We start from the raw sequence: 24,687 nt of genomic DNA, 5'->3' as shown, positions 1-24,687 counted from the left end.
GGCCTAGGGCAGCATCGCGGTCACCGAGTTGACCGGGTGGTCGCTCGACGCGTCGACGAGCGCGCTGTCGTCGCTCAGGTAGCCGGAGAAGCCCACACCCCGGGTCGCCAGGATCCAGTCGATCGGCGTCGGCCTGGGCGGCCGGCAGCCGGCGCTCCCGTTGCTGCCGCCCGCGGCGAAGGCGAGCGGGAGCGCTGCCGACATCTCGCAGTAGAACTGCCCCTTGGAGTTCATGTCGCCGACGAGGAAGACAGGCGTGCCGTCGGCGCCGAGCGTCTTGATCGCGGCGATCTCGTGAGCGACGGCCGCCTTGCGCCAGCGGTCGTTGTTGCCGCCGCAGACGGCGCAGCCGGTGGCCGGGTTGTGCACGTTGATGACCCAGAACGTGTCGTCGGTCGCCCGCACCCGCAGCTTCACGACGGGCGTGTGGATCGTCTGACCGTGGAAGTAGGGGTAGGTCAGCGTGCTGGTCTGCACCAGCTCCATCGTCTCCTGCCGCCACGCGATGGTCTGGCGTCCGTCGGCCGCATGGCTGCCCGGCTCGGGGAACATCCCCCATGCGGAGCCCATCTGACTCGCGAAGGCCGACGCCTGCGGGGGTTCGAACTCCTGGAAGCCGATCACGTCGACGACCGCATGGGTGAGCGCCCGGACGGCGTACCCCATCCGCTTCTGGTAGGGCGTGTGGATGAACGAGTCGCCGCCCTTGCGGGTGTGCGAGGCGCCGAGCACGTTGAACGTCGCGATCCGGAAGATCGACGGCGTCGCCGCGACCGACTGGGCCGACTGCGCCAGCTGCGAGGCCTGCGCGCCCGGCTGCGGTACGGCTCCCGTCGTCGGTGCCGCGGACGTCGACGGAGCGGGAGCAGGCGGGCTCGGCGTGACGGTCGGCGTCGGGCTCGGTCCGAGCGAGGAGTGCGTGACCGGACCGTCGGAGCGCTGAGCGGAGGGCGTGGCCCTGTCGTCGCTCGGCTTCCTCACGACCTGGAGCACGACCAGGCCCGCGATCACGGCCGCGATGGCGACCAGGACGAGAACGTCGAGGACCACGGGGCGGGACGGGCGGGGCACTGGCTCATTGTCACCGATGACCGGTGACCGGCCGGCCCCATACCCCAAATCCCACCAGTCACATTAGTATCAATGCGCTGCTGCCGACTTCCCCGGAGGCCCAGATGACCCGACGAGCCCGCTCGTTCCGCGTCCGAGGCGCCCTCACGGGCACGCTCACCGTCGGTGCCGTCGCCGCCGCGACGCTCGTCGTGGCGCACGGACCGGCCACCACCGCCGCCCTCGAGCCGAGTGCCAACGTCTCGCTCGCGGCGCAGCCACCGGGACCCACGCGCTTCCGGGTGAGCACGTTCAACGTGCTCGGCGCCGGCCACACCGGGCCCGGCGGCGACCGCAAGGGCTATGCGGACGGCACCACGCGGCAGAAGATGGCCGACCAGCTGATCCGCGCCAACGGCCTCGAGATCATCGGCTTCCAGGAGATGCAGTATCCGCAGATCGCCCAGTTCAAGGCCGAGATGGGCGCCACCTACGACATCTTCCCGGGCCGCACCGACGGCAGCTACAGCGTGAACGTCGACGGCAACAGCATCGCCTGGCGCAAGGACCGCTGGACGGCCCTGTCGGAGACCTACTACGACGCCCCCTACTTCCGCGGCAAGAACGTGCCGAAGCCGATCGTGCTGCTGCAGAACCGGATCACCGGACAGCAGGTCTACGTCACCAACACCCACAACCCGGCCGACACCCAGGGCGACGCGCAGCGCTACCGCGACCAGTCGGTCGACATCCAGGCGCGGACGTTCAACGCGCTGCGGGCCCAGCACCCCAGCATTCCGATCGTGTTCACCGGCGACATGAACGACCGGCGGAGCTTCTACTGCCGCTTCACCGGCAAGTCGACCCTGCGCGCAGCGAACGGCGGCACTCGCACCGCCAGCGCGTGCACGCTGCCGCCGTCCCCGCAGATCGACTGGATCCTCGGCACGTCCGACGTCGTGTGGAGCGGCTACCAGCAGCTTCGGACGCCGTACGTCAAGCAGGCCACCGACCACCCGCTGGTGTTCGCCGACGCGAGCATCCAGCCGCTCGCAGCTCAGCGGTCGGGGATCAAGCACGTCGTCGTGCTCGACATCGAGGGCCTGCCGGCGGCGGCGCTCACCGGCCGCTACGCCCGCCACGCCCCGCAGATCCGCCGCATGATGGCCGCCGGCGCGGCCACCCTCAACGCCCGCACCGACGCCGAGACGTCGGCGAGCCTGCCCAACCTGGTCTCGCTGCTCTCGGGCCGTCCCGCCGCGAAGCCCTACGGCGGCCACGGGGTCACCTGGCGGAAGGACCAGCCCCACCGGAAGGGGCGCGCGACCGTCCGCGCGGCCACCGGCCACTACGTGCCCACCCTCTTCGACTCGGTCCACGACTGGGGCGGCTCGACCAGCTTCACCTCGTCCGACGCCTCCGCGGCCCTGGTCAGGCGCTCCTACGACGCCGCCCACGGCGCCAAGGACCGGCAGGGGGTGGCCTTCGGCAAGGCCAAGCTCAGCGTCGCCAGCGTGCGTTCGAGCGACACATCGGCCGCCAAGGTGCTCAATGCCCAGCTCAAGCGGCACGCACGGACCGTGTCGGTCGTCCAGTTCGAGGGGCTGCGGACCACGGGGCAGAAGAGCGGCTTCCTCAGCCGGTCCTACCTGAAGGAGCTCACGAGGCTCGACAAGAGGATCGGCGGCATCTTGACCGCGATCCACCGCAACCCGAGGCTCGCCCGCTCGACGCTGGTCGTGCTCACCGCCGACTCCGGCGGCCACCGTCGGGCGGCCCAGGGGACGGCGCTGACCAACTACCAGGTGCCGTTCGTCGTCTGGGGCCACGGCGTGCCGGCCGCGACCGACCTCTACCACCTCAACCCGGCCTACCGCTCGCCCGCCTCGTCGCGGGTCGGCTACACCGGCGCACAGCCGATCCGGACGGCCGACGTGGCGAACCTGGTCACCGGCGTGCTCGGCTACCCGGTCGTCGCCGGCAGCCGGACGCGGACGACGCAGGACTTCAACGTCTTCGTCACGCCCTGACACCCGACCGCTAGCGTTCACCTGTGAGCACCACCCCGTCCCGCGTCTTCCTGGCCCGCCTCGTCGGCCTGCCGATCTTCGACCCCCAAGGCGACCAGGTCGGCAAGGTGCGCGACGTCGTGGTGACGCTGCGGATCGAGGGCAGCCAGCCACGCGTGCTCGGCCTGGTCGCCGAGGTCTTCGGACGGCGCCGGGTGTTCCTGCCGATGACGCGGGTGACCAACGTCGACGCCGGCCAGGTCTACACGACAGGCCTGCTCAACATGCGCCGCTTCGAGCAGCGCTCGACCGAGACGCTGGTGATCGGGCAGATGCTCGACCGGCAGGTCACGATCGTCAGCAGCGGCGTGACCGGCACGGTCTACGACGTCGCGATGGAGCAGGCCCGCAACCGCGACTGGGTGCTCTCCCGGGTCGCGGTTGAGGAGCAGGCCTCGAAGGGACGCGCCGCCCTGCGCCGGCGCGGGCAGACCCACGTCGTCGAGTGGAGCGACGTCATCGGGCTGACCCGCCGCTCCCCCACCCAGCCGGCGACCCACCTGCTGCACGCCATCAACGAGATGCGGCCGGCGGACGCGGCCCACATGATCCACGACCTACCCGCCGAGCGGCGTCACCAGGTGGTCGCGGGACTCGACGACGAGCGCCTCGCTGAGGTCCTCGAGGAGCTGCCCGAGGACGACCAGGTCGAGATCGTCGCGCTCCTCGGCTCCGAGCGCGCCGCCGACGTCCTCGAGGAGATGTCCCCTGAGGACGCCGCCGACCTGATCGCCGACCTCCCGCCGGAGACGGCCGCCACCCTGCTCGAGCTGATGGAGCCCGAGGAGGCCGAGGACGTCCGGCGGCTGATGTCCTACGAGGAGAACACCGCGGGCGCGATGATGACGCCCGAACCGGTCATCCTCGGCCCTGACGCCACGATCGCCGACGCGCTCGCCCACGTGCGCAACCCGGAGCTGACGCCGGCGCTGGCCGCGCTCGTCTACGTCTGCCGGCCGCCGTTGGAGACCCCGACCGGCAAGTTCCTGGGCGTGGCCCACATCCAACGGCTGCTGCGCGAACCACCGTCCACGCTGGTGGCCGGCGCCCTCGACAGCGAGCTCGAGTCGCTCCGGCCCGATAACACCCTCGACGAGGTCGCGGCGCACCTGGCGACCTACAACCTCGTCGCGGCGCCGGTCATCGACGAGGCGGGCCACCTGGTCGGCGCCGTGACCGTCGACGACCTGCTCGACCACATGCTCCCCGAGAACTGGCGCGACCGGGCGGTGCGGCATGCCTGAGAACCGCTCCGAGCCCCGCGCCCGGCTCGACACCCCGCGCGAGGTCCGCCGCCAGCTCGTCCGCCGGCCCAGCCTCAGCCCGGACGCGTTCGGTCGTTTCGCGGAGAAGTTCGCGCGCTACATGGGCACCGCGCGGTTCCTCCTCTGGATGACCGCCTTCGTCATCGTCTGGATCCTCTGGAACATCAGCCCCGAGCGGTTCGACACCTACCCGTTCATCTTCCTCACGCTGATGCTCAGCCTGCAGGCGTCGTACGCCGCTCCGCTGATCCTGCTCGCGCAGAACCGCCAGGAGGACCGTGACCGCGTGATCGCCGAGCAGGACCGCCGGGTGAACGCGCAGGCGCAGGCAGACATGGAGTTCCTCGCCCGCGAGGTCGCCTCTCTGCGCATGGCGCTGGGCGAGGTCGCCACTCGCGACTACCTGCGCTCGGAGCTGCGGGCCCTCCTGCAGGAGCTGGACGAGCGACGTGACGGAACAGACGAAATCGGTGAGGAGACTGACTCGGAGCTGGATCGCCCCACCACGTAGGCTTGGGGCTCGTGAGCAGCACCCTTCTCGACCGCGTCAGCGCTGCGCTGGCGACCGTCAACGATCCTGAGATCAAGCGCCCGATCACCGAGCTCGGCATGGTCGACTCCGTGTCCGTGGACGACTCCGGGGTCGTCCACGCGAAGGTGCTGCTCACCGTCGCCGGCTGTCCACTCAAGGACACCATCAACCGCGACGTCACGGCCGCCCTCGACAAGGTCGACGGCGTGACGGCGGTCGACCTCGAGCTGGGCGTGATGACGGCCGAGCAGCGCGCCGAGATGCGCAACTCCCTCTCCGGCGGCGCGGTGCAGCGCGAGATCCCCTTCGCCAAGCCCGGCTCGCTCACCAAGGTCTTCGCGATCGCGTCCGGCAAGGGCGGCGTCGGCAAGTCGTCCGTCACGGTCAACCTCGCCGTCGCGATGGCGCGTCAGGGTCTCAAGGTCGGCCTCGTCGATGCCGACATCTACGGCCACTCGGTGCCCGCCATGCTCGGTGTGGCCGACGCCCGGCCGACCCAGGTCGACGACCTCATCATGCCCGTCCCGACGCCCTCCGGCGTCTCGGTGATCTCCATCGGCATGCTCAAGCCGCGGCGCGACCAGGTCGTCGCCTGGCGCGGTCCGATGCTCGACCGGGCGCTCGTGCAGATGCTCGCCGACGTCTACTGGGGCGACCTCGACGTGCTGCTCCTCGACCTGCCCCCGGGCACCGGCGACATCGCGATCTCGCTCGGCCAGCACCTGCCGAACGCCGAGATCCTCGTCGTCACGACCCCGCAGGAGGCGGCCGCGGAGGTCGCCGAGCGCGCCGGCACGATGGCCGAGATGATGCACCAGCGGGTCGTGGGCGTCGTCGAGAACATGTCCTTCCTGGTCTGCCCGCACTGCGGCCCCGAGCACAAGATCGACGTCTTCGGCTCCGGCGGCGGCGCCCGCGTTGCCGACACCCTGTCGAAGCGGTTCGGCACCCAGGTGCCCCTGCTCGGCCAGATCCCGCTCGAGCCGTCGCTGCGCGAGGGCGGCGACGTCGGCAAGCCCGTCGTCGAGGCCGACCCGACCGCCGCTGCGGCCGCCGAGCTCCTCCAGGTCGCGGAACGACTCGCCGGTCGCTCACGAGGTTTGGCAGGAATGCAGCTCGGCCTCACCCCGACGAGTAAGTTCTAGTACGTGTTCGGTATCGGGCTGCCTGAGCTGGCAGTCATCGTCATCGTGGCGATCTTCGTGTTCGGGCCGGAGCGGCTGCCCGACTTCGCACGACAGGCGGGTCGGTTCATCCGCCGCGCCAAGCAGTTCGCCGACGGCGCCCGCGACCAGCTGCGCGACGAGCTCGGACCCGAGTACTCCGACCTCGAGCTGCGCGACCTCGACCCGCGCGTGTTCATCCGCAAGCAGATCGACGCCGTGCTCGCCGAGGCCGACCTCGACGAGATCGCCGCCGCGCAGGCGGCGGTCCGACAGCGGCCGCTGCGCGACGGCGAGCGGCCGCCGTACGACGCCGACGCGACGTAACCGGTCAGGTAGCCGGTCAGGTAGCCGGTTCGGGGTCGGCCGCGAGCGGTACGGCTAGTCGCGGCTCTGCACGGCCGCGAGGGTGCCGAACGGCACCAGCACCAGCTGGGCCGGCTCCCCCACCGCCACCTCGACGAAGTCTCCTCCGACCCGACGGGCCACGCCCTCGTGCCGGCTGCCGTCCGTGCCGTGGAAGACGCATCGCTCCCCCGCGTCGGCGAGGCGCCGCAGCGCTGAGCCGACACCGAGCGCGGCGACGGCTGGCCAGGCGACCGCCGGAAGCGCCCGCTCGCTCGCCCCGCGGACGGCCGTCACCGCCGCGTCCCTGACGACCCAGTCCTGACCGGCGCCGCGGAGGACGAGCCACCCGGTGGCGACCCGCTCGAGGACGCCGGAGACAGCGCCGACGCCCGTTACCTCGAGCGTCAGCTCCCGGTCGAGCGAGGCCATCAGACGGCCGGCCAGCGTCACCTGCTGGTACTCGGCCCGGCGTCGGTCGGCGAGCTCGGCCTCACGCTCGAGGGCGAAGGACGCCGACGCCTGCCCCTCGAGGTCGTCGAAGAGCTGGAAGAGCTCCTCCTCCCAGGTCACCCGCTCAGGGTGCCACGACCCGTCATGACGTGGAACAGGTGCCAGCGGCCGATCGTCACGTCGGCCCGGTAGCGCGTGTTGAGCACCTGCTGCGCGCGGGCCGGGTCGACGCCCCAGGTCTCGAGGGTGTCTCCGGCCACGACCACCCAGTCCGGCCGGTCGCGGCTCTCGAGCACGCGGGTCAGCTCCGTGAGCTCCGGGTCCCGGACCCGCACGGGCAGGCTCCAGAGGTAGCGGTAGGGGCTCTCCAGGCCTGCCCGCTGCAGGATCGACGGCACGCCGAAGGCCACGACGCCCGTATCGCCGGGACGGGCGTGGGCGGCGAGGTAGGCCCCTGCTGCCTCGTTCTCACGCGCCTCGCGACTCGGCCCCGGGTGGAACACGGCGGTGTGCACCGCCATGACCACGGCGAGCGCCAGCACCGCCACGACCGGCACCTGGAGGCCCGGACGGTGCCGCGCGAGCGCCGCCACGAGGAGGACGAGTCCCGGGACCAGGCCGATCAGGTAGTGCCACCAGTAGCTGCCACCGCCCGCCACGCCCACCATCTCCCACAGGAGCACGGCAGCGGCGACGAACGGGAGGCAGCCCCGCTCGCGGGCGCGCGGGAACGGCAGCAGCGGCAGCAGGAGCAGCAGGGGCGCTCCGCTGAGCCGGAAGGCTCGCACCAGGCCGCGCAGCCGGTCGGTGGTGTTGTGCGGGTCGTCGGTGGAGATCACCGACGCCGCCTCGAACCGGAACGACACCGCGGCGTCCCACAGCGCCCGCGGCTCGGTGCCGCGGGCCTCGGCCCAGGCCAGGAACGCGACCAGCGCAGCGACGCCGCCCGCCACAGCCGCCAGGGCGTCGTACGCCGTCCGGCGCAGCCCGCGCGCCCGCGCCTGCCACATCAGCGCGACCGCGCCGGCCACGACGACGTCGGCCATGTTCTGCTTCACCGCGACCGCGCAGACGGCCAGGATCCCGGCACCTGCCCACCAGCCCGTGGCTCGGGACTCGGTCGTGACCGCGTGCAGCACCGCCACGAGTCCGGCGAGGACGAACGGGACGGCGAGCATCTCGCCGTTGACCTCGCGGGTGCCGAACAGCGGCGTCGAGAGGAAGACCGCCGCAGTCGCCGCGGTCAGCGTCGCCGCCCACCGGCGTCCGGGCGCGGCGAGGCGGCCGATCACCCCGGCGAGCACGACCGAGACCGCCACGGCGACCATGCCGAGGGCGCGCAGGCCGGCTCCGCCGCCGAGCCAGCCGGCCAGCTCGAAGATCCCGATGAGGAGGGGCGGCCGGTCGACCCAGTAGTCGCCGTAGACCGAGGAACCCGGCGACCACTGGCCGGCGAGGAGGAGGAAGCCGCCTTCGTCGGGCGAGAGTGGTCGGTGCAGGTAGGGCAGCCGAAGCACCGCCGTCCCCAGAGCGAGGACGACGGTCGAGATCAGGGGAAGGCGCAGCGCGGTTCGGATGGGGACGGGGTACCCGCCCGCTCGCGTCGTCACCTCCCTGCGTCGCATGGAACGACGGTAAGTGCATCAGCATGAACCGAGCCTGAACGCACTCCTTCCACAACCCGGCGACCTGGCCATTGACGATCGGCTAATCGCACCTTTCAATGGCAAACACAAGCAAACGCACACATCTCGGAAGGTGCGTCCTATGCGACCGTTGCGCTGTTTCCTCGTCCTGCTGGCCGCGACCGGGCTGGCCGCGGCGGCGCTGCGCCTGCTGCTCCCGACCGTCGTCGACCGCGGCCCGGGCTTCGAGGGCGCCCTGGTGGGCGGGTGCGCGGCGGTGGCCGCGGCGTGCGCGATCTGGGCGTGGGTGTGCACGGTCGCCGTCGTCGTCGAGGCCCTGGCCTCCCCCGTGCCGGCTGCCCGCGCCGCGCCCGGCGTCCCCGCCGTCCTGCGCCGGCTCGTGCTGGGGGCGTGCGGTGTCGCCCTGTCAGCGACGGCAGGCCCCGCGCTCGCCACTGCGGGGGTCGACCCGCAGCACGGCCCGCCGGTCGTCGTCGCCGGGCTGCCGTTCCCCGCCCGGGCGATGGACCTGCCCGCCGAGGCGCACCGCGTGGTCGTCGTCCGTCCCGGCGACTCGCTGTGGGCGATCACCGCCGGCCATCTCCCTCCCGACGCGAACGACGTCGCCATCACGGCGGCCTGGCACGAGCTCTACACGCAGAACCGGGTCGTCGTCGGCGACGACCCGTCCCTCATCCACCCGGGGCAGCAGCTGGTGCTGCCCGACCACCTCGAGGAGCCGTCATGACCGAACCGTCCCGCACCTCGCTGGTCCCGCTCGCGCCGTCGGCGCCGGTCGCGAGCGTGCAGGGCACGCTGGCGCTGGCCCTCCAACCCCGCCAGGAGCCGCCGACGGTCCGGGCCGCCCGCCCCGGCGGGGGCGCCGACGTGGTGCGGATCGACCGACGGGCACGCCGGGAGGCGGAGGCGTGGTCGTGCCGGTTCGCGCAGGCAGCCGTCGAGATCGTGGGCGGCGACCGGCCGGCCACCCAGCTGCTGCGCTGGTCCTCGCCCGAGGTGTACGCCGACCTCAATCGCCGCGCCCAGCTCGTCGCCCGCGCCGGCGGTCACCAGCCCGGCCAGGCACGCGTGCAGCCGGTCCGGCCGCGCGTCGTCGGCGTACGGACCTGCTTCGTCGACGCCGGGATCGTCGAGGCGGGACTGCACCTGCGCTACGGACAGCGCTCGCGCGCCGTCGCGGCCCGGTTCGAGCGCCGCGACGGCCGCTGGGTGTGCACCGCGCTGGAGTTCGCCTAGGTCTCGATACGCCCAGCAAGGCGCTCGCTGCTCGACCAGCGAGAGATCGCTGGTCGAGCAGCCCGCGAGGAACGAGCGGGCGTATCGAGACCTACGCGGTGGTCAGCCGTTGACGCGCGTGGTCAGGCCGGTCGGCCCGCCCGGACGCCCGTGGCACTGCTTGAACTTCTTGCCGGAGCCGCAGGGGCACAGCGCGTTGCGGCCGACGTTGGCGTAGGGGTCGTCGGCCTTGCTGACCGGCGCAGCCTTGACCGACTGCCCGCCCTGCTCGTCCGGGGCGGAGTAGGACAGGTGCTGCGGCGCGGACGGCGTCTGCAGGCCCTTGGCGCGGATCTGCGGCGAGGCGGCCTTGAGCGCGGCGGAGATGTCCGTCAGGTCGGCACCCTCGACGCCCATCGCGACCGGCGGCTCGGCGAGTGCGCCCTCGTGCATCGGGCCGGCGTGGCGGGTGCCGTCGGCGTGGTAGTGGAACTCCTGCTCCTCCTCGACCTGGACCTCCAGGTTGAAGAGGAACCCGACGGCCTCCTCCTTGACGGAGTCCATCAGGGCGGAGAACATCTCGAAGCCCTCGCGCTGGTACTCGACGAGCGGGTCGCGCTGGCTGTAGGCGCGCAGGTAGATCCCCTCGCGCAGGTAGTCCATCTCGTAGAGGTGCTCGCGCCACTTGCGGTCGAGCACCGAGAGCAGGACGCGGCGCTCGAGCTCGCGCATGACGTCCTCACCGATCTCGGCCTCGCGGGCGTCGTAGGCGGCCTGGGCGTCCTGACGCAGGGCCTCGATCAGCTCGTCGCGGTCGAGGTGCGCCTTGCCACCGGCCTCCTCGGCCAGCTGGTCGTGGTCGAGCGTGACGGGCCACAGCTGCTTGAGGTCGGTCCAGAGCTGCTCGAGGTCCCACTCCTCGGAGAACTCCTGGGTGCGGGCGTTGACGACGCCGGCGACGACGTCGTCGATGAAGCCGCGCACCTGCTCCTCGATGTCGGCGCCCTCGAGCACCTCGCGACGCTCCGCGTAGACCACCTTGCGCTGACGGTCCATGACGTCGTCGTACTTCAGGATGTTCTTGCGGGACTCGAAGTTCTGCGACTCGACCTGGCCCTGGGCGTTGGCGATCGCGTTGGTGACGTTCTTGGCCTCGATCGGGACGTCGTCGGGCACCCGCAGCACACGGAGCACGCGGTCGACCCAGTCGGACTTGAAGAGCCGCATCAGCTCGTCCTCGAGCGAGAGGTAGAACCGGGACTCGCCCGGGTCACCCTGACGGCCGGAACGACCACGCAGCTGGTTGTCGATGCGGCGCGACTCGTGGCGCTCGGTGCCGACGACGTAGAGGCCGCCCAGCTCCTTGACCTCTTCGTGCTCGGCGGCCACGCGGCCCTTGATGGACTCGATCATGCCGGGCCAGGCCTGCTCGTAGGCCTCGGCCGTCTCACCCGACGGCTCCAGGCCCTGCTTGCGCAGCTCCTGGTCGGCGAGGAACTCGACCGAGCCGCCCAGCATGATGTCAGTGCCTCGACCGGCCATGTTGGTCGCGACGGTGACGGCGCCCTTGTGACCGGCGAGCGCGACGATCTTCGCCTCGTCGGCGTGCACCTTGGCGTTGAGGACGGTGTGCGGGATGCCCCGCTTCTTCATCAGGTTCGAGAGGTACTCGGACTTCTCGACCGACACCGTGCCGATGAGGATCGGCTGGCCCTTGGCGTGCCGCTCGGCGATGTCCTCGACGACCGCGTCGTACTTCGCCTCCTCGGTGCGGTAGACGAGGTCGGGCTGGTCCTTGCGGATCATCGGCTTGTTGGTCGGGATCGGGACGACGCCGAGCTTGTAGATCTTGTCGAACTCGCTGGCCTCGGTCATCGCCGTGCCGGTCATGCCCGAGAGCTTGTCGTACATGCGGAAGTAGTTCTGCAGCGTGACGGTCGCCAGGGTCTGGTACTCCTCCTTGACCTCGACGCCCTCCTTCGCCTCGATCGCCTGGTGCAGGCCGTCGTTGTAGCGGCGGCCTGACAGGATGCGGCCGGTGTGCTCGTCGACGATGAGCACCTCGCCGTTCATGACGACGTACTCCTTGTCGTTGTGGAACAGCTCCTTGGCCTTGATCGCGTTGTTCATGAACGAGATCAGCGGCGTGTTGACCGAGTCGTAGAGGTTCTCGATGCCGAGGTGGTCCTCGACCTTCGAGATGCCGCCCTCGAGGACGGAGATGGTGCGCTTCTTCTCGTCGACCTCGTAGTCGACGTCGCGCTCCATCTTGGCGATGATCTTGGCGAACTCGTCGTACCACCGGACGTCGTCCTCGGTGGGGCCGCTGATGATGAGCGGCGTGCGCGCCTCGTCGATGAGGATCGAGTCGACCTCGTCGACGACGGCGAAGAAGTGGCCGCGCTGCACGCACTCCTCGATGGAGGAGGCCATGTTGTCGCGGAGGTAGTCGAAGCCGAGCTCGTTGTTGGTCGAGTACGTGATGTCGGCGTTGTAGGCCTCGCGGCGCTGGTCGGGGGTCATGTCCGGGGTGACCACACCGACGGTGAGTCCGAGGAAGTGGTGGATGCGGCCCATCATCTCGGACTGGAACGTCGCCAGGTAGTCGTTCACGGTGACCACGTGGACGCCCTTGCCGGCGAGCGCGTTGAGGTAGGCCGGCAGGGTCGAGACGAGCGTCTTGCCCTCACCGGTCTTCATCTCGGCGATGTTGCCGAGGTGGAGCGCCGCGCCGCCCATGACCTGGACGTCGTAGTGCCGCTGGCCGATGACGCGCTTCGCGGCCTCGCGCACGGTCGCGAACGCCTCGGGCATCAGGTCGTCGAGCGTCTCACCGTCGGCGAGCCGCTGCTTGAACTCGGCCGTCATCCCCTGCAGCTCGGCGTCGGTCATCTTGACGAAGTCGTCCTCGATGGCGTTGACGGCCTTGGCGATGCCTTCCAGCTGGCGCTGGATCTTGCCCTCGCCGATGCGGAGAAGCTTGTCGAGAATGGCCACGGTGGTCTGACTCCTAGCGGATAGCCGGCGGTTGACGGCATGGTGACGGTGCCGAGGCACCGCCGAGTAACTCTACCTACGCGTGCTCAACGGTCCTACCCGACGGCGCGTTCCCGGGCGAGGTCAGGGGTGACCATCTCGTGCACCGGCCAGTCCACCCGCCAATCCACCCGCCAGTCCACCGGCTAGTCCACCAGAGCGGACAGGGCGGGGGCCAGGTCACCGCGCGGCTCGACGGTGACGTCGTCGAGGCCGAGCCAGCCGGCGAGGCGACGCAGCTCGGCGGCGAGCTCGGCCGCCGTCTCGGACGGGGCGACCGGCTCGGCGTACGCCGCCTTGACGACCAGACGCCCGGACCGCCGCTCCGCCTTGAGGTCGACGCGCGCCACGATCCGGTCTCCCAGCAGGAACGGCAGCACGTAGTAGCCGTGCACCCGCTTGTCGGCGGGGACGTAGATCTCGATGCGGTAGAAGAAGTCGAAGAGCGCCTCGGTGCGCGCCCGCTCCCACACGACCGGGTCGAACGGGCTGAGCAGGGCTCGGGCGCGGATCCGGCGCGGCAGCCGTGCCTGCGTGTGGAGGTACGCGGGCCGGCGCCATCCGTCGACCGTCACCTGCTCGAGCTCTCCCGACTCGACGAGGGTCGCGACGGCCCGTGCCGTGTCGACCACCGACATCCGGTAGTAGTCGCGCAGGTCCTGGATCGTCGCGACGCCGTGGCTGCGGGCTGCGCGACGGACCAGCTCCAGGTGGGCCTCCTCCGGCGTCGGCGTGGGCAGCGCCAGCACCGCGGCCGGGATGACCCGCTCGGGCAGGTCGTAGCGGATCTCGAACTGGCCGTTGCGCCCGGCGATGGCGAGATCGCCGGTCGTGTAGAGCCAGTCGAGGACGCGCCGGGCGTTGGACCAGTTCCAGCCCCAGTGCTCCTTCGTGCGCGGCAGACCCGCGTCGAGCTCGCGTGCCGTCGACGCACCGCGCTCGCGGATCTCCGCCAGGAGGTTCTCCTCGAGCCCCGGCTCGGCCTCGACGATCGACCACTTGCCGCGCCTCTCGCGGTGGTGCTCCATCCGGTGGCGCATGACCGGCCACAGCTCGACCGGCATGAAGGCCTGGACGTGGGCCCAGTACTCCACCATCCGGCGCGGCCGGGTCTCGCTGGCCCTGCGCAGCAGGTCGACGTCGTAGGGACCCATGCGGGAGTAGAGCGGCATGTAGTGCGCCCGCTGCAGCACGTTGACGCTGTCGACCTGCAGGACGCCGGTGCGCTCGAGGGTGCGCTGGAACGTGCGCATCGTCGGCCGCTCGTGCGGCGGGTCAGCGAAACCCTGCGCGGCCAGCGCGATCCGGCGGGCTTGCGCCAGGGACAAGGACTGCACGGCGGTCACTGTAGGAGACGGCTCCGACAGTCCGCCTTCCAGACCGACGGGGTCTCGAGACGCGTCAACCTGCCCTACGGCAGGTCGAGCAGCTTCTCGCGGACGGCATACATGACCGCCTCCATGCGCGAGTGGAGCTGGAGCTTCTCGAGGATGTTGCGCACGTGGTTCTTCACCGTGTTCTCGGAGATGAACAGGTGCTTGGCGATCTCGCGGTTGTTGAGACCCTTCGCGACGAACCGCAGCACCTCGAGCTCGCGCTCGGTGAGCCGGAGGCCGGGCACGTGGTCGCGCTCGGGCCGCGACATCTGCTTGAACTCGTCGATCAGCTTGACCGCCATCGAGGGGCTGATCAGCGACTGGCCGTCGGCCACGACGCGGACGGCCTGGGCGACCTCCTCGATGGAGGAGTCCTTGAGCAGGTAGCCCGACGCACCCGACTTGACGGCCTCGTAGAGGTCGGCCTCCTCGTCGGAGACGGTGAGCATGATGATCTTGGCCGACGGCACCGCCTGCTTGATCGAGGCGCAGGCCTCGATGCCGGTGCGCTTGGGCATCCGGATGTCGAGGAGCACGACGTCCGGCGCGACCGCCGAGGCGAGGGCGGTGCCCTCGTCGCCGTCGCCGGCCTCGCCGGCGACCTCGATGCCCGGCTCCGCCGTGAGCAGCATGGTCAGGCCGCGGCGGAACAGCTCCTGATCGTCGACGACGAGCACACGGATGGGCTCACTCTCGGCGGGACTCTTGGCAGCGGTCACGGGTAGATCATGGCACGCCCAGGCCGGGCATGGCTGCCCGACCGGGTGACAAAGCAAAGGGCCGGGATGGTCACTTCTGACCATCCCGGCCCTGGTCCGGTGTCCCGGGTCTTCTACTCGTCGCCGAGATCCAGGCCGATCACGCCGTAGTCGTAGCCGCGGCGGCGGTAGACGACCGACGGACGCTTCGTCTCCTTGTCCACGAAGAGGAAGAAGTCGTGGCCGACCAGCTCCATCTCGTAGAGCGCCTGGTCCAGCGTCATCGGCGTCGCCGCGTGGACCTTCTCGCGGACCACGAGCGGTCCGTCGCCGGTCACCTCGATGGGTCCGACCTGACGCTCGATGGCGCGCTCGTCCGTCTCGGTCGTCAGCACCGGCTCGTCCAGCGGTACGTCGGCCAGCGCCTGCCCGACCGACACGGGTGTTCGGCGGCCCCGGTGGACGCGGCGGCGGTCGGCGGCCTTGCGCATCTGCGACGCCATCTTGTCGAGGGCGAGGTCGAGCGCACCCATCTTGTCCTCCGCGCACGCCTCGGCTCGTACCACCGGTCCCTTCGAGAACCCGGTCAGCTCCACGTGGATGGCGCCCTTGTGCTGCCGCGGGTTGGGCTCGCAGTCCACTTCCACGTGCACACGCATGATCCGATGGTCGTGCTTCTCGAGCCTGACCAGCTTCTCGTTGGCGTGGGCGCGGAACCTTTCGGAGATCTCACAGTTTCGTCCGGTGACGACGACTTCCATGGGTTACCTCCCGTGCATAGAGGGGGATTCGGAGGGAGCGATCCGGCTGGGGAGCCGGAGAGGAGTCCGCCCGGCCGACCTGGTCTTCGTCCCCACAATCGCCTGCTGAGGGCTCGCGGCTTGCTGCCACTCCACCTTCTCCCGGTGGCCTCCCGTATCTGACGGCAGGCCTGGGGCAGGGCTTATGTCTAAGCCGCACCGTGATCCCCGATCGCTCGGGTTACGTGGGCCGTTTTGCCTGCGACTGGCATCGGCTAGTCGTGCAGGCGCCCGGTGTCCGGGCGTCTGGACGACGCAACCACGGACCCGGGCGGACTCCATACACAGACGTTAGACCCCTCCCCCAGAGCGGCCAAGGGTGGGGCCTGATCCCTTCCTTCAAATGCGCATCGGCACCCGATCGACCCGTCGCCGAGTGGCCGCGACGGCAGCCACACCCACCACCTCGAGACCCACTGACTGCAGGGCGCGCTGGGCTTCCCGGGCCGTCGCGCCGGTCGTGATGACGTCATCGCAGACGACGATCCGGACCCTCGGCAGCCGTCTCGCCATCCGGACGAGGCCACCGGTCGGGCAGGTCATCGAGCCGGCCAGGTTGACCGCGCGGTCGTTGGCGGTGAGGCCCGCCTGGTCGCGCAGCCCGACCCGCGTCCGCAGCAGTCGGACGGCCGTCACGTCGCGTCCGGCCGCGCGCAGGTGACGGGCCGCGGCCACCGTGACGTCGTACGTCGAGTCGAGCGCGCGCTGCCGGACGCTGCTCGGACGCGACGGGACCGGGACGAGCGCCACCGGCCCGCGGACGTCCGAGAGCGCGGCCTGGGCGGCGGTGGCGAGCAGGCGTCCGAGCGGTCCGCGCAGCGCGAGCAGGCGGTGCTCCTTGAGGCCGAGGACCAGCTGCCTCAGGGTGCCGTCGTAGGGACCGGTGGCGTAGGGCGGGACGAGCCCCTCGGGAACGGGTGAGGGCCACGCGGGGCGCGCCGACCGCGGCAGCGCCGTCTCGCACCACGGGCAGAGCAGTCGCCCCGGCCGTGCGCAGCCGACGCAGGTGGCCCCGAGGACCAGGTCGGCCCAGGCGTCACGCAGGGTGGTCGGCACCGAGCCGACCCAACCCTCCCTGCCCGGCGCCGGCAAGCCGGGGACGACGGGCTGTGGAGAAAGCGGTCAGCCGACGAAGCCGAGCGACGTGACCGGCCCGTCCAGGACGGAGTCACGGGTGTCGCCGGTGAGCCCGCGCAGCTGCGTGCCGAAGACGCCGTAGGCGCTCTGTGCGGTGACCGGAGAGCTGAGCAGCGCGTCGACGGTGTCGGCCACGACGATCGGCTGGGCCGGGAACGCGGCGCTCGACCCGTCGACCACGACCTGGCGCAGCTGGGTGACCCCGGAGAGCCGGTGCAGGAGCAGCACCGTGGTCGGCGAGTACCAGCCGATGTCCTTGATCCGCATCGGGGCGGTCTCGGCCGGCGAGATCTCGATCGCCGCCGAGGCGGACGTGATCCGGCCGTCGTCGTCGCTGCGCAGCCGGCTGACGACGAGGCTGTCGCCGCCCGACCCGCGTCGCACGGCGATCAGCCGGGTGCCGTCCCGCGACACCAGGAAGCGGACGATGTCGGCGCCGCTGACACCGGGCACCCGGACCGCGTGCTGGCGGCCGTCGGGGTCGACGTACGAGACCCGCGCGCCGGCCCTCGAGTGGTCGAGCAGCCAGAGGCGGCCGGCGACGTCCCACGCCGGCCGGAGCAGGTCGGTACCGGTCGCGACCTGGGTCGGCTCGCCAGATCCGCGAACGCTGGCGAGCCGCACGGTGGTGCCGTTCGTGGTGACGCCGGCGACCCGCTCGCCGTCCAGGTCCACGGCGACGGCGCGCAGGCCCGCGGGCCGCGTTCCGAAGGGTCCGGGCACAGGCGCGAGGGACGGTGGCTGGCCCGAGACGAGCCGGCCGTCGGCGTCCAGGCCGAACATCTGGGCGCTGGTCTGGTAGCCCGCCGGGTCGTACTCGGGCCCCTCGGTGACGCTGAACTCCGAACGGCCGCCGGACAGCGGCACGGCACGGCCACCGATCGACAGCCGGATCGACTGGACCGTCGGGTCCTGCCGGAGCGTCCAGCCGAGCTGCGCGGTGAGCAGGGTGAGCGCCTGCGGGCTCTGGGCGGGCTGGTCGGGTCCCGCGGTGAGGGCCACCTCGGCCGTCCCGTGCGCGTCGACGGGGACGGAGAGGCCCTCGCCGACGCCGGGCGGCAGGAAGTTGCGGAGGACGCCGGCGAGCTCGCGCGGCGGCCCGGCGACCAGGTCCCGCACGAGGGTGGTGGCGAGCTGGTTGCCGCGCGGCACGAACACCGGCTCGGGCACGAGCACCTGGCCGGTCGGGTCGAAGAAGTAGAGGGAGAGCTGGGTGAAGCGCGCCTCGAACCAGGAGATCGGCACGATGAGCGCGTCCGGCGCCGACGCGATGCGCCACTGGCCGTTCTCGCGCGCGACCGTGAACGGCAGCCGCCGCTCGCCGTCGGGCACGGTGCCCACCCAGGCCCCGCGGGCGTCGAGACGGTAGGCGTTGCCGAGGTCGACCCTCACGTCGTCGACCCCGCCGTGCGGGACGCCCTTCTCGCCGTAGACGATCGTGCCCCGGGCCGGGTCCCACGATGTCCGGGCGGCCTTGGTGAGGAACTGCTGTGCGGAGCGCGTCTGCGTCGGGGTCGCGAGCATGGCGTCGAGGAAGCCCTGCACGATCTCGGTGGGCGACGCGCCCGGCTGCGGGGGCCGCGGGTCGATCGAGATGCCCGGGACCCGGGTCGTCTGGGGGCCGGGCCCGACCTGGACGACGTCCCCGCTGGTGGGCATGCCGACCCCGCACGCGGCGAGGACCGGCAGCACGGCGGCCAGCAGGACGATGACGAGACGGCGACGGGTCATGAGGCGCGCTCCCCGGCGTCGGCCGGCACGAGCGGCAGCGGGCTGTGGTGCAGCGGCGCGCCGACGTGGCGCGGCAGGGTGAGCCGGAACTGTGCGCCTCCGCCGGGACGCCCCCAGGCCTGGAGCCAGCCCCCGTGCAGGTGGGTGTCCTCCAGCGAGATGGCCAGGCCGAGGCCGGTGCCGCCGCTGGAGCGGTCGCGGGCCGGGTCGGCCCGCCAGAACCTGTTGAAGACCATCGCCGACTCCCCCGGCGCGAGGCCGACGCCGTAGTCGCGGACGGCCACCGCGGCCGCCTGCTCGTCGGCGTCGACGGTGACGACGACCCCGGCCGACCCGGGCGTCGACGCCGGGGCAGCGTGGTCGATCGCGTTCGTCACGAGGTTGCGCAGGATCCGCTCCACCCGGCGTACGTCAGCCTCGGCCAGGCACGGCCGGTCCGGTGCGCGTACGGCGACGTCGACACCGCGCTTGGTCGCGAGCGGCCGCGCCGCCTCGACCACCCGGTGCACGACGTCGACGAGGTTGACGTCGTCGGTCTCCAGCACCGCGGCACCGGCGTCGAACCGGCTGATCTCGAGCAGGTCGACGAGCAGCCGCTCGAACCTGTCGAGCTCGGTCTGCAGCAGCTCGGCGGCCCGGGCGGTCGCGGGGTCGAAGCTGTTGCGGGCGTCGTGGAGCACGTCGCCGGCCATCCGGACGGTCGTGAGCGGCGTGCGCAGCTCGTGGGAGACGTCGGAGGTGAAGCGGCGCTGGACGCGGCTGAGCTCCTCGAGCTGCCGGATCTGGCGCTGCAGGTTGCTGGCCATCTGGTTGAACGAGATGGCCAGCCGCGCCAGGTCGTCCTCACCGTAGACGCGCAGGCGCTCCTGGAGCTGCCCGGCGGCGAGCCGCTCGGCCACCTGGCGGGCGAGCCGGATCGGCGTGACGATCTGGCGTACGACGAGCCAGGTGACGCCCGCGACCAGCAGGAGCAGCAGCACGCCGGCGGCGGCGAGCGCGCGCGTGACGAGGCCGAGGGTCTCCTGCTCGTCGTTGAGCGGGTAGAGGAAGTAGAGCACGTAGGTCAGCCCGTCGGCCGGCAGCTCGACCTGGGTGCCGACCACCACGCCGGGCACCTCGGTCGTGGTGTCGCCGGTGGTCGTGCGGATCGTCGTGAAGGTCCAGGCGGTGCCGTCGTGGTGAGCGAAGTGGTCCTCGAGACGCACAGGCACGCTGGCCGTGTCGAGCCCCGGCGAGTACTCGGCTCCGCCGTCCGCGATCCGCCCGCGCGGCTCGCCGTCGCGGTCGATCGGGCCCGCCATGACGACGTCGAAGCCACGGGTCGCGCCGCGCTGGATGATCGGCTCGACCAGGTCGCGCTGCTGCCCGGAGGCGTCCACGTCGACCGACGAGGCGGCCGAGAGCCGGTCGTTGGCGTCGGAGATCTCGGTCGCGGTCTCGGCGAGCACGGCGTCGACCCGGTGCTCGAGCAGGCCGTCACGCACCTGCTGCAGGAGCAGCCACCCCACAGCGGAGACGGCGAGGGCGGAGAGCAGCACGGTGCTCACCACGACGCGGGCCTGGATCGACCTGCGCCACACCGTCAGGACGCGTCTGAGCACTGCTGACCACGACGCCTTACTGGCGGCCGGCCTTGTAGCCCACGCCGCGCACGGTGACCACGATCTCGGGGTTCTCCGGGTCGTGCTCGACCTTGGACCGCAGCCGCTGGACGTGGACGTTGACCAGCCGGGTGTCGGCGGCGTGCCGGTAGCCCCAGACCTGCTCGAGCAGGATCTCGCGGGAGAAGACCTGGTTCGGCTTGCGCGCCAGGCAGACCAGCAGGTCGAACTCGAGCGGGGTCAGGCTGATCGGCCCGCCGTCGCGGGTCACGGTGTGGCCGGCGACGTCGATGACGAGGTCGCCGATGGTGAGCGACTCGTTGCCGGCGTCGAAGCGCCGCACCCGCGCGCGGATGCGGGCGACGAGCTCCTTGGGCTTGAACGGCTTGACGACGTAGTCGTCGGCGCCCGACTCGAGACCGACGACCACGTCGACGGTGTCGCCCTTGGCGGTGAGCATGACGATCGGCACCCCGGACTCGGCCCGGATCTGCTTGCACACCTCGATGCCGTCGAGGCCGGGCAGCATCAGGTCCAGCAGGACGAGGTCGGGCCGATAGTCGTGGAAGGCGTCGAGCGCCTCGTCGCCACGGCCGCACAGGCGCGAGTCGAAGCCCTCCTGGCGCAGCACGATCGAGAGCATCTCGGCCAGGGACGCGTCGTCGTCGACGACGAGGATGCGCCCCTTCGTACCGGGGTCGACCGGGTTGCTCATGGGATCGATTCTGCCTTAGCGCTCGCAAATGCCGCGGACGTCATACGGGCCGGTCGGCGACGCCGCCGACCCGTATGACGTCCGAGAGAGAGGTGTGGGTGTCAGTAGCGGTAGTGGTCCGCCTTGTAGGGGCCCCCGACCGGGACACCGAGGTAGTCGGCCTGCGCCTGCGAGAGCTCGGTCAGCTCGACGCCGATCGCGTCGAGGTGGAGCCGGGCGACCTCCTCGTCCAGGTGCTTGGGCAGCACGTAGACGCCGACGGGGTACTCGTCGGTCTTGGTGAAGAGCTCGATCTGCGCCAGGACCTGGTTGGTGAACGAGTTCGACATGACGAACGACGGGTGGCCGGTCGCGTTGCCGAGGTTGAGCAGGCGACCCTCGGACAGCACGATGATCTTCTTGCCGTCGGGGAAGATCCACTGGTGGACCTGCGGCTTGATCTCGTCCTTCACGATGCCCGGGATCTTGGCCAGGCCGGCCATGTCGATCTCGTTGTCGAAGTGGCCGATGTTGCCGACGATGGCCTGGTTCTTCATCTTCTCGAAGTGCTCGACCCGGATGATGTCGAAGTTGCCGGTGGTCGTCACGAAGATGTCGGCGAACTCGACGACCGACTCGAGGCGCTTGACCTCGTAGCCGTCCATCGCTGCCTGCAGCGCGCAGATGGGGTCGATCTCCGTGACGATGACCCGAGCACCCTGGCCGCGCAGCGACTCGGCGGAGCCCTTGCCGACGTCGCCGTAGCCGCAGACGACCGCGACCTTGCCGCCGATCATGACGTCGGTGGCGCGGTTGATGCCGTCGATGAGCGAGTGGCGGCAGCCGTACTTGTTGTCGAACTTCGACTTCGTGACCGAGTCGTTGACGTTGATCGCCGGGAAGAGGAGCGAGCCCTCCTTGAAGCGGTCGTAGAGGCGCAACACGCCCGTGGTGGTCTCCTCGGAGACGCCCTTGATCGCGTTGGCGATCGTGGTCCAGCGCTGCGGGTCGTTGTCGAAGGAGCGCGCGAGGACCCGGAGGACCTCCTTGAACTCCTCGTTGTCGGTGGAGTCCTGGCCCGGCACCGCGCCGGCCTTCTCGAACTCGACGCCCTTGTGGACGAGGAGCGTGATGTCGCCGCCGTCGTCGAGCAGCATGTTGGGGCCGACCTTGTTGCCGGCCTCGTCGGTGAAGTCGAAGACCTTCTCGGCGAGGTCCCAGTACTCGGCGAGGGTCTCGCCCTTCCAGGCGAAGACGGGGGTGCCGGACGGGTTGTCGACGGTGCCCTCGGGGCCGACGACGATGGCGGCGGCCGCGTGGTCCTGCGTCGAGAAGATGTTGCAGGAGGCCCAGCGCACGTCGGCGCCGAGCGCGCGCAGCGTCTCGATGAGCACGCCGGTCTGGATGGTCATGTGCAGCGAGCCCGCGATCCGGGCGCCGGCGAGCGGCTTCGAGTCACCGAAGCGAGCGCGGAGCGCCATGAGGCCCGGCATCTCGTGCTCGGCGAGGGTGAGCTCCTTGCGGCCGAACTCGGCCAGGCTCAGGTCAGCAACCTTGTAGTCCATGAGAGAGCTTCCTTGTGCTGGAGTCGGCGTCCTGCGGCGCATCTGCGCTCCTTCGGGATCTCCCGCGCATGACGTTGCTCAGCAGACTACAAGCGCGTACGGCGCCCGGCTGAATCTGCGCGGAGGTCAGCGCCCGCCTGCGTGCTCGCCTGCAGGCCCGCCTGCGGGCCCGGGTGGGTGTCGGTCTGCGGGCCCGCCCGCGTGCCCGCCCCGCCGGAGCGGCAGCACGTGCATGACCGCGACCAGCACGCCGCCGACGACGAGTCCGACGACGAACGACACGAAGGTGTTGAACAGCCAGCCGAGCAGGCCGCCGACGCCGGCCACGTCGTGGTGGATGTCCTCCTCCGCGTGGTGCACGGTGTCGTAGGGCCAGTGCCAGCCGACCTCGGCCGCGTTGCTCAGGAGGATGTGGCCGCCGACCCACAGCATCGCGATGACGCCGACCACGGAGATGGTCGCGAGCAGCCGCGGCATGGCCGCCACGAGCCCGCGCCCGACCGACTGGCTGAGCCGGGAACGGCGCTGGGCGAGGCTGAGGCCGACGTCGTCCATCTTCACGATGAGCCCCACGACGCCGTAGACGCCGATCGTGATCGCGATGGCGACGACGACGAGGATCGCCAGGCGCGCCCAGAACGACTCGTCGGCGACCTCCTTGAGGGCGATCACCATGATCTCGGTGGAGAGGATGAGGTCGGTGCGCACGGCGCTGCTCACCAGGAGCTTCTCGTCGCGCCCCTCCGCGCTGGGGCCGGGCAGGCCACCCCCGGCCTCCCCACCGGCGTGCGGGGTGTGCCGGATCCGCTCCCAGATCTTCTCGGCGCCCTCGAACGCGAGGTAGGCGCCGCCGACCATGAGGATCGGCGCGATCAACCAGTCCATCCACTGGCTCAGCACCAGGGCGACCGGGAGGATGATCAGCAGCTTGTTGCGCAGCGAACCGACCGCGATCTTCTTGATGATCGGGAGCTCGCGCTCGGCGGTGATGCCTTGAACGTACTGAGGCGTGACGGCGGTGTCGTCGACGACCACGCCCGCCGCCTTGGCGGTGGCCTTGCCTGCGGCCGCGCCCACGTCGTCGACGGACGCGGCGGCCAGCTTCGCGATCGCCGCGACGTCGTCCAGCAGACCGAAAAGCCCCGCGCTCATGCCGAGAGGCTAGTGGGCGGAGGCGACCGCCTCGCGATCGGTGGCCTGGTGCATCGGCTCCCGATCCGTCTCGGGAGCGTGGCGATGTGCGACGACCGCGAGCTCCGTGGCGTAGGTCAGCTGCTTCTCGGCGTGGTTGAGCGGGTCGATCACGTGCAGCAGCGTCGTCGCGACCGGCCGCCAGGCGAGGAAGAGTGCGATGCCGACGGAGATCGCCGTGGTGAGCAGCAGGGCGAGCAGCCCGTTGTCGTTGGCCCAGTCCTTGTAGCCGGCGTAGGTCAGACCCTTGATGAAGAAGCCGTGGCAGAGGTAGACGACGAGCGTCATCGAGCCCATCCGCGTGAACCAGCCGGTGCGCTTGGTCATCAGCGCGAGCACGGCCAGGGCCCCCACTGCGCCCGCGACGAGCACCAGCATCCGGGTGAGGTAGCCCTCGGTCGGGCTGGCGCCCATGGAGGTGTAGGTGTCGTTGTAGTAGAGCCAGTCCCCCGTGCCGGCCCAGCTGCGCAGGTGCCCGCTGAGGAACCAGATGCCGACCATGGCGGCGACGGCGGCCAGCTGCACGGGCACGCCCCGGAGCCGCGCGAGGCGGGCGGGCGTCGCGTGCAGGCCGAGCACGAAGAAGGGCAGGAAACCGAGGACGCGGGCGAGGTCGAGGGTGGCTCCCGTGAAGAGACCGCCGAGCAGGCTGGCGGCGACGGCAACCGGGAACGCGACCCACGGCGAGCGCAGCAGCGGGGTCGCCATCCGCCAGAGGAAGAGGGCCGGGAGGTACCAGAGCGGCCAGTGCGGGTCGATCCAGAGGTTCTGGAGGTGCTCGCCACCGGCCCAGAGGCGGAAGACGGCCAGTGCGGCCTCGACGATGACGTACGGGATCGCGACGGACCGCACCAGCGACCAGATCCGCTGACCGCTCCACTCGAACCCGCGGGACAGGTAGCCGGTGATGAAGACGAAGGCCGGCATGTGCCACGTGTAGAGGAAGTCGTAGAGGTGGTTGTTGCCGGCGTTCGCGGACAGCATCGTCCAGGAGTGCCCGACGACGACGAGCGTCACCAGGGTCATCTTGGCGTTGTCCAAGCGGGGATCGCGCGCAGAACTCACCGCGCTTTCGTACCCACCGCGCCTGAGAGCGACACTCAGGTGGGCTGTGAGGTGA

General features: G+C 71.1%; 21 protein-coding genes. 7 read left to right on the top strand and 14 right to left on the bottom strand.

The genetic code is table 11. The annotated features are described in order from the left end of the window. Positions 1-3 precede the first annotated feature (3 nt). Positions 4-1,071: an endonuclease/exonuclease/phosphatase family protein gene (locus QDS12_RS13385; protein ID WP_279879564.1), complete on the bottom strand. Its 1,068-nt coding sequence runs from the start codon at positions 1,069-1,071 to the stop codon at positions 4-6. 104 nt (positions 1,072-1,175) lie between these two features. On the opposite strand from QDS12_RS13385, the gene QDS12_RS13380 reads away from it, so the two are divergent. Genes QDS12_RS13380 through QDS12_RS13360 form a run of 5 tightly spaced genes read left to right on the top strand, consistent with a single transcriptional unit; the run spans position 1,176 to position 6,406 of the window. Beyond that, positions 1,176-3,080, top strand: a complete 1,905-nt coding sequence (locus tag QDS12_RS13380; protein ID WP_279879563.1) for an endonuclease/exonuclease/phosphatase family protein — start codon at positions 1,176-1,178, stop codon at positions 3,078-3,080. A 23-nt stretch (positions 3,081-3,103) separates the two neighbouring features. Next, positions 3,104-4,363 (top strand): CBS domain-containing protein, encoded by a 1,260-nt coding sequence (locus QDS12_RS13375; RefSeq protein WP_279879562.1) that lies wholly within the window; start codon positions 3,104-3,106, stop codon positions 4,361-4,363. After that, entirely contained in the window at positions 4,356-4,895 is a 540-nt protein-coding gene (locus QDS12_RS13370) for a DUF1003 domain-containing protein (protein ID WP_279879561.1), read from the top strand. Before QDS12_RS13375 ends, QDS12_RS13370 begins: the two co-directional genes overlap by 8 nt. A gap of 11 nt (positions 4,896-4,906) precedes the next feature. Then, entirely contained in the window at positions 4,907-6,061 is a 1,155-nt protein-coding gene (locus QDS12_RS13365) for a P-loop NTPase (RefSeq protein WP_279879560.1), read from the top strand. A gap of 3 nt (positions 6,062-6,064) precedes the next feature. Further along, the gene (locus QDS12_RS13360) at positions 6,065-6,406 is read left to right on the top strand and encodes a sec-independent translocase (protein ID WP_279879558.1); all 342 of its coding nucleotides are present in this window, start codon (positions 6,065-6,067) and stop codon (positions 6,404-6,406) included. Between the two features lie 54 nt (positions 6,407-6,460). On the opposite strand, the gene QDS12_RS13355 is transcribed toward QDS12_RS13360, so the two are convergent. Then, the gene (locus QDS12_RS13355) at positions 6,461-6,997 is read right to left on the bottom strand and encodes a hypothetical protein (RefSeq protein ID WP_279879557.1); all 537 of its coding nucleotides are present in this window, start codon (positions 6,995-6,997) and stop codon (positions 6,461-6,463) included. Further along, entirely contained in the window at positions 6,994-8,502 is a 1,509-nt protein-coding gene (locus tag QDS12_RS13350) for a glycosyltransferase family 39 protein (RefSeq protein ID WP_279879556.1), read from the bottom strand. Before QDS12_RS13350 ends, QDS12_RS13355 begins: the two co-directional genes overlap by 4 nt. Before the next feature lie 142 nt (positions 8,503-8,644). Between QDS12_RS13350 and QDS12_RS13345 the strand changes: the two genes are divergently transcribed. Next, positions 8,645-9,250: a LysM domain-containing protein gene (locus tag QDS12_RS13345; protein ID WP_279879554.1), complete on the top strand. Its 606-nt coding sequence runs from the start codon at positions 8,645-8,647 to the stop codon at positions 9,248-9,250. Beyond that, complete coding sequence (locus tag QDS12_RS13340) at positions 9,247-9,759, top strand: Rv3235 family protein (RefSeq protein WP_279879553.1); 513 nt, start codon at positions 9,247-9,249, stop codon at positions 9,757-9,759. The genes QDS12_RS13345 and QDS12_RS13340 overlap by 4 nt, the downstream gene beginning before the upstream one ends. A 102-nt stretch (positions 9,760-9,861) precedes the next feature. On the opposite strand, the gene secA is transcribed toward QDS12_RS13340, so the two are convergent. The 11 genes from secA to QDS12_RS13285 all read right to left on the bottom strand — a co-directional run bounded on the left by secA (position 9,862) and on the right by QDS12_RS13285 (position 24,632). Further along, positions 9,862-12,735: a preprotein translocase subunit SecA gene (gene secA, locus QDS12_RS13335; protein WP_279879552.1), complete on the bottom strand. Its 2,874-nt coding sequence runs from the start codon at positions 12,733-12,735 to the stop codon at positions 9,862-9,864. Between the two features lie 185 nt (positions 12,736-12,920). Then, the gene (locus QDS12_RS13330; protein ID WP_279879551.1) at positions 12,921-14,111 is read right to left on the bottom strand and encodes a crosslink repair DNA glycosylase YcaQ family protein; all 1,191 of its coding nucleotides are present in this window, start codon (positions 14,109-14,111) and stop codon (positions 12,921-12,923) included. Positions 14,112-14,185: 74 nt separating this feature from the next. Next, positions 14,186-14,869 carry a response regulator transcription factor gene (locus QDS12_RS13325; protein ID WP_279879550.1) on the bottom strand — a complete coding sequence of 228 codons (684 nt, stop codon included), beginning with the start codon at positions 14,867-14,869 and terminating at the stop codon, positions 14,186-14,188. 113 nt (positions 14,870-14,982) lie between these two features. Beyond that, the gene (gene raiA / locus QDS12_RS13320; protein ID WP_279879549.1) at positions 14,983-15,609 is read right to left on the bottom strand and encodes a ribosome-associated translation inhibitor RaiA; all 627 of its coding nucleotides are present in this window, start codon (positions 15,607-15,609) and stop codon (positions 14,983-14,985) included. 378 nt (positions 15,610-15,987) lie between these two features. Beyond that, the gene (locus QDS12_RS13315) at positions 15,988-16,704 is read right to left on the bottom strand and encodes a phosphoribosyltransferase family protein (RefSeq protein WP_279879548.1); all 717 of its coding nucleotides are present in this window, start codon (positions 16,702-16,704) and stop codon (positions 15,988-15,990) included. 66 nt (positions 16,705-16,770) lie between these two features. Further along, positions 16,771-18,516: an LpqB family beta-propeller domain-containing protein gene (locus QDS12_RS13310; protein ID WP_279879547.1), complete on the bottom strand. Its 1,746-nt coding sequence runs from the start codon at positions 18,514-18,516 to the stop codon at positions 16,771-16,773. After that, the gene (mtrB, locus tag QDS12_RS13305) at positions 18,513-20,117 is read right to left on the bottom strand and encodes an MtrAB system histidine kinase MtrB (protein ID WP_279879545.1); all 1,605 of its coding nucleotides are present in this window, start codon (positions 20,115-20,117) and stop codon (positions 18,513-18,515) included. The genes QDS12_RS13310 and mtrB overlap by 4 nt, the downstream gene beginning before the upstream one ends. Before the next feature lie 16 nt (positions 20,118-20,133). Beyond that, the gene (gene mtrA, locus QDS12_RS13300; RefSeq protein ID WP_279879543.1) at positions 20,134-20,832 is read right to left on the bottom strand and encodes an MtrAB system response regulator MtrA; all 699 of its coding nucleotides are present in this window, start codon (positions 20,830-20,832) and stop codon (positions 20,134-20,136) included. 101 nt (positions 20,833-20,933) lie between these two features. Beyond that, the gene (gene ahcY / locus QDS12_RS13295; protein ID WP_279879541.1) at positions 20,934-22,376 is read right to left on the bottom strand and encodes an adenosylhomocysteinase; all 1,443 of its coding nucleotides are present in this window, start codon (positions 22,374-22,376) and stop codon (positions 20,934-20,936) included. Positions 22,377-22,502: 126 nt separating this feature from the next. After that, on the bottom strand, positions 22,503-23,528 hold the full coding sequence (locus QDS12_RS13290; protein WP_279879540.1) for a DUF808 domain-containing protein: 1,026 nt from the start codon (positions 23,526-23,528) through the stop codon (positions 22,503-22,505). Between the two features lie 9 nt (positions 23,529-23,537). Next, a complete protein-coding gene (locus QDS12_RS13285; RefSeq protein WP_279879539.1) occupies positions 23,538-24,632 on the bottom strand; it encodes an acyltransferase family protein in 1,095 nt (364 codons plus the stop codon). Positions 24,633-24,687 lie beyond the last annotated feature (55 nt).

The sequence above is a fragment of the Nocardioides sp. CER19 genome, from assembly GCF_029846275.1.
In the GTDB taxonomy this organism is placed as follows: domain Bacteria; phylum Actinomycetota; class Actinomycetes; order Propionibacteriales; family Nocardioidaceae; genus Nocardioides.
Note: the sequence above shows the minus strand (reverse complement) of the source record. Positions and strands in the feature narration are given on the sequence as shown.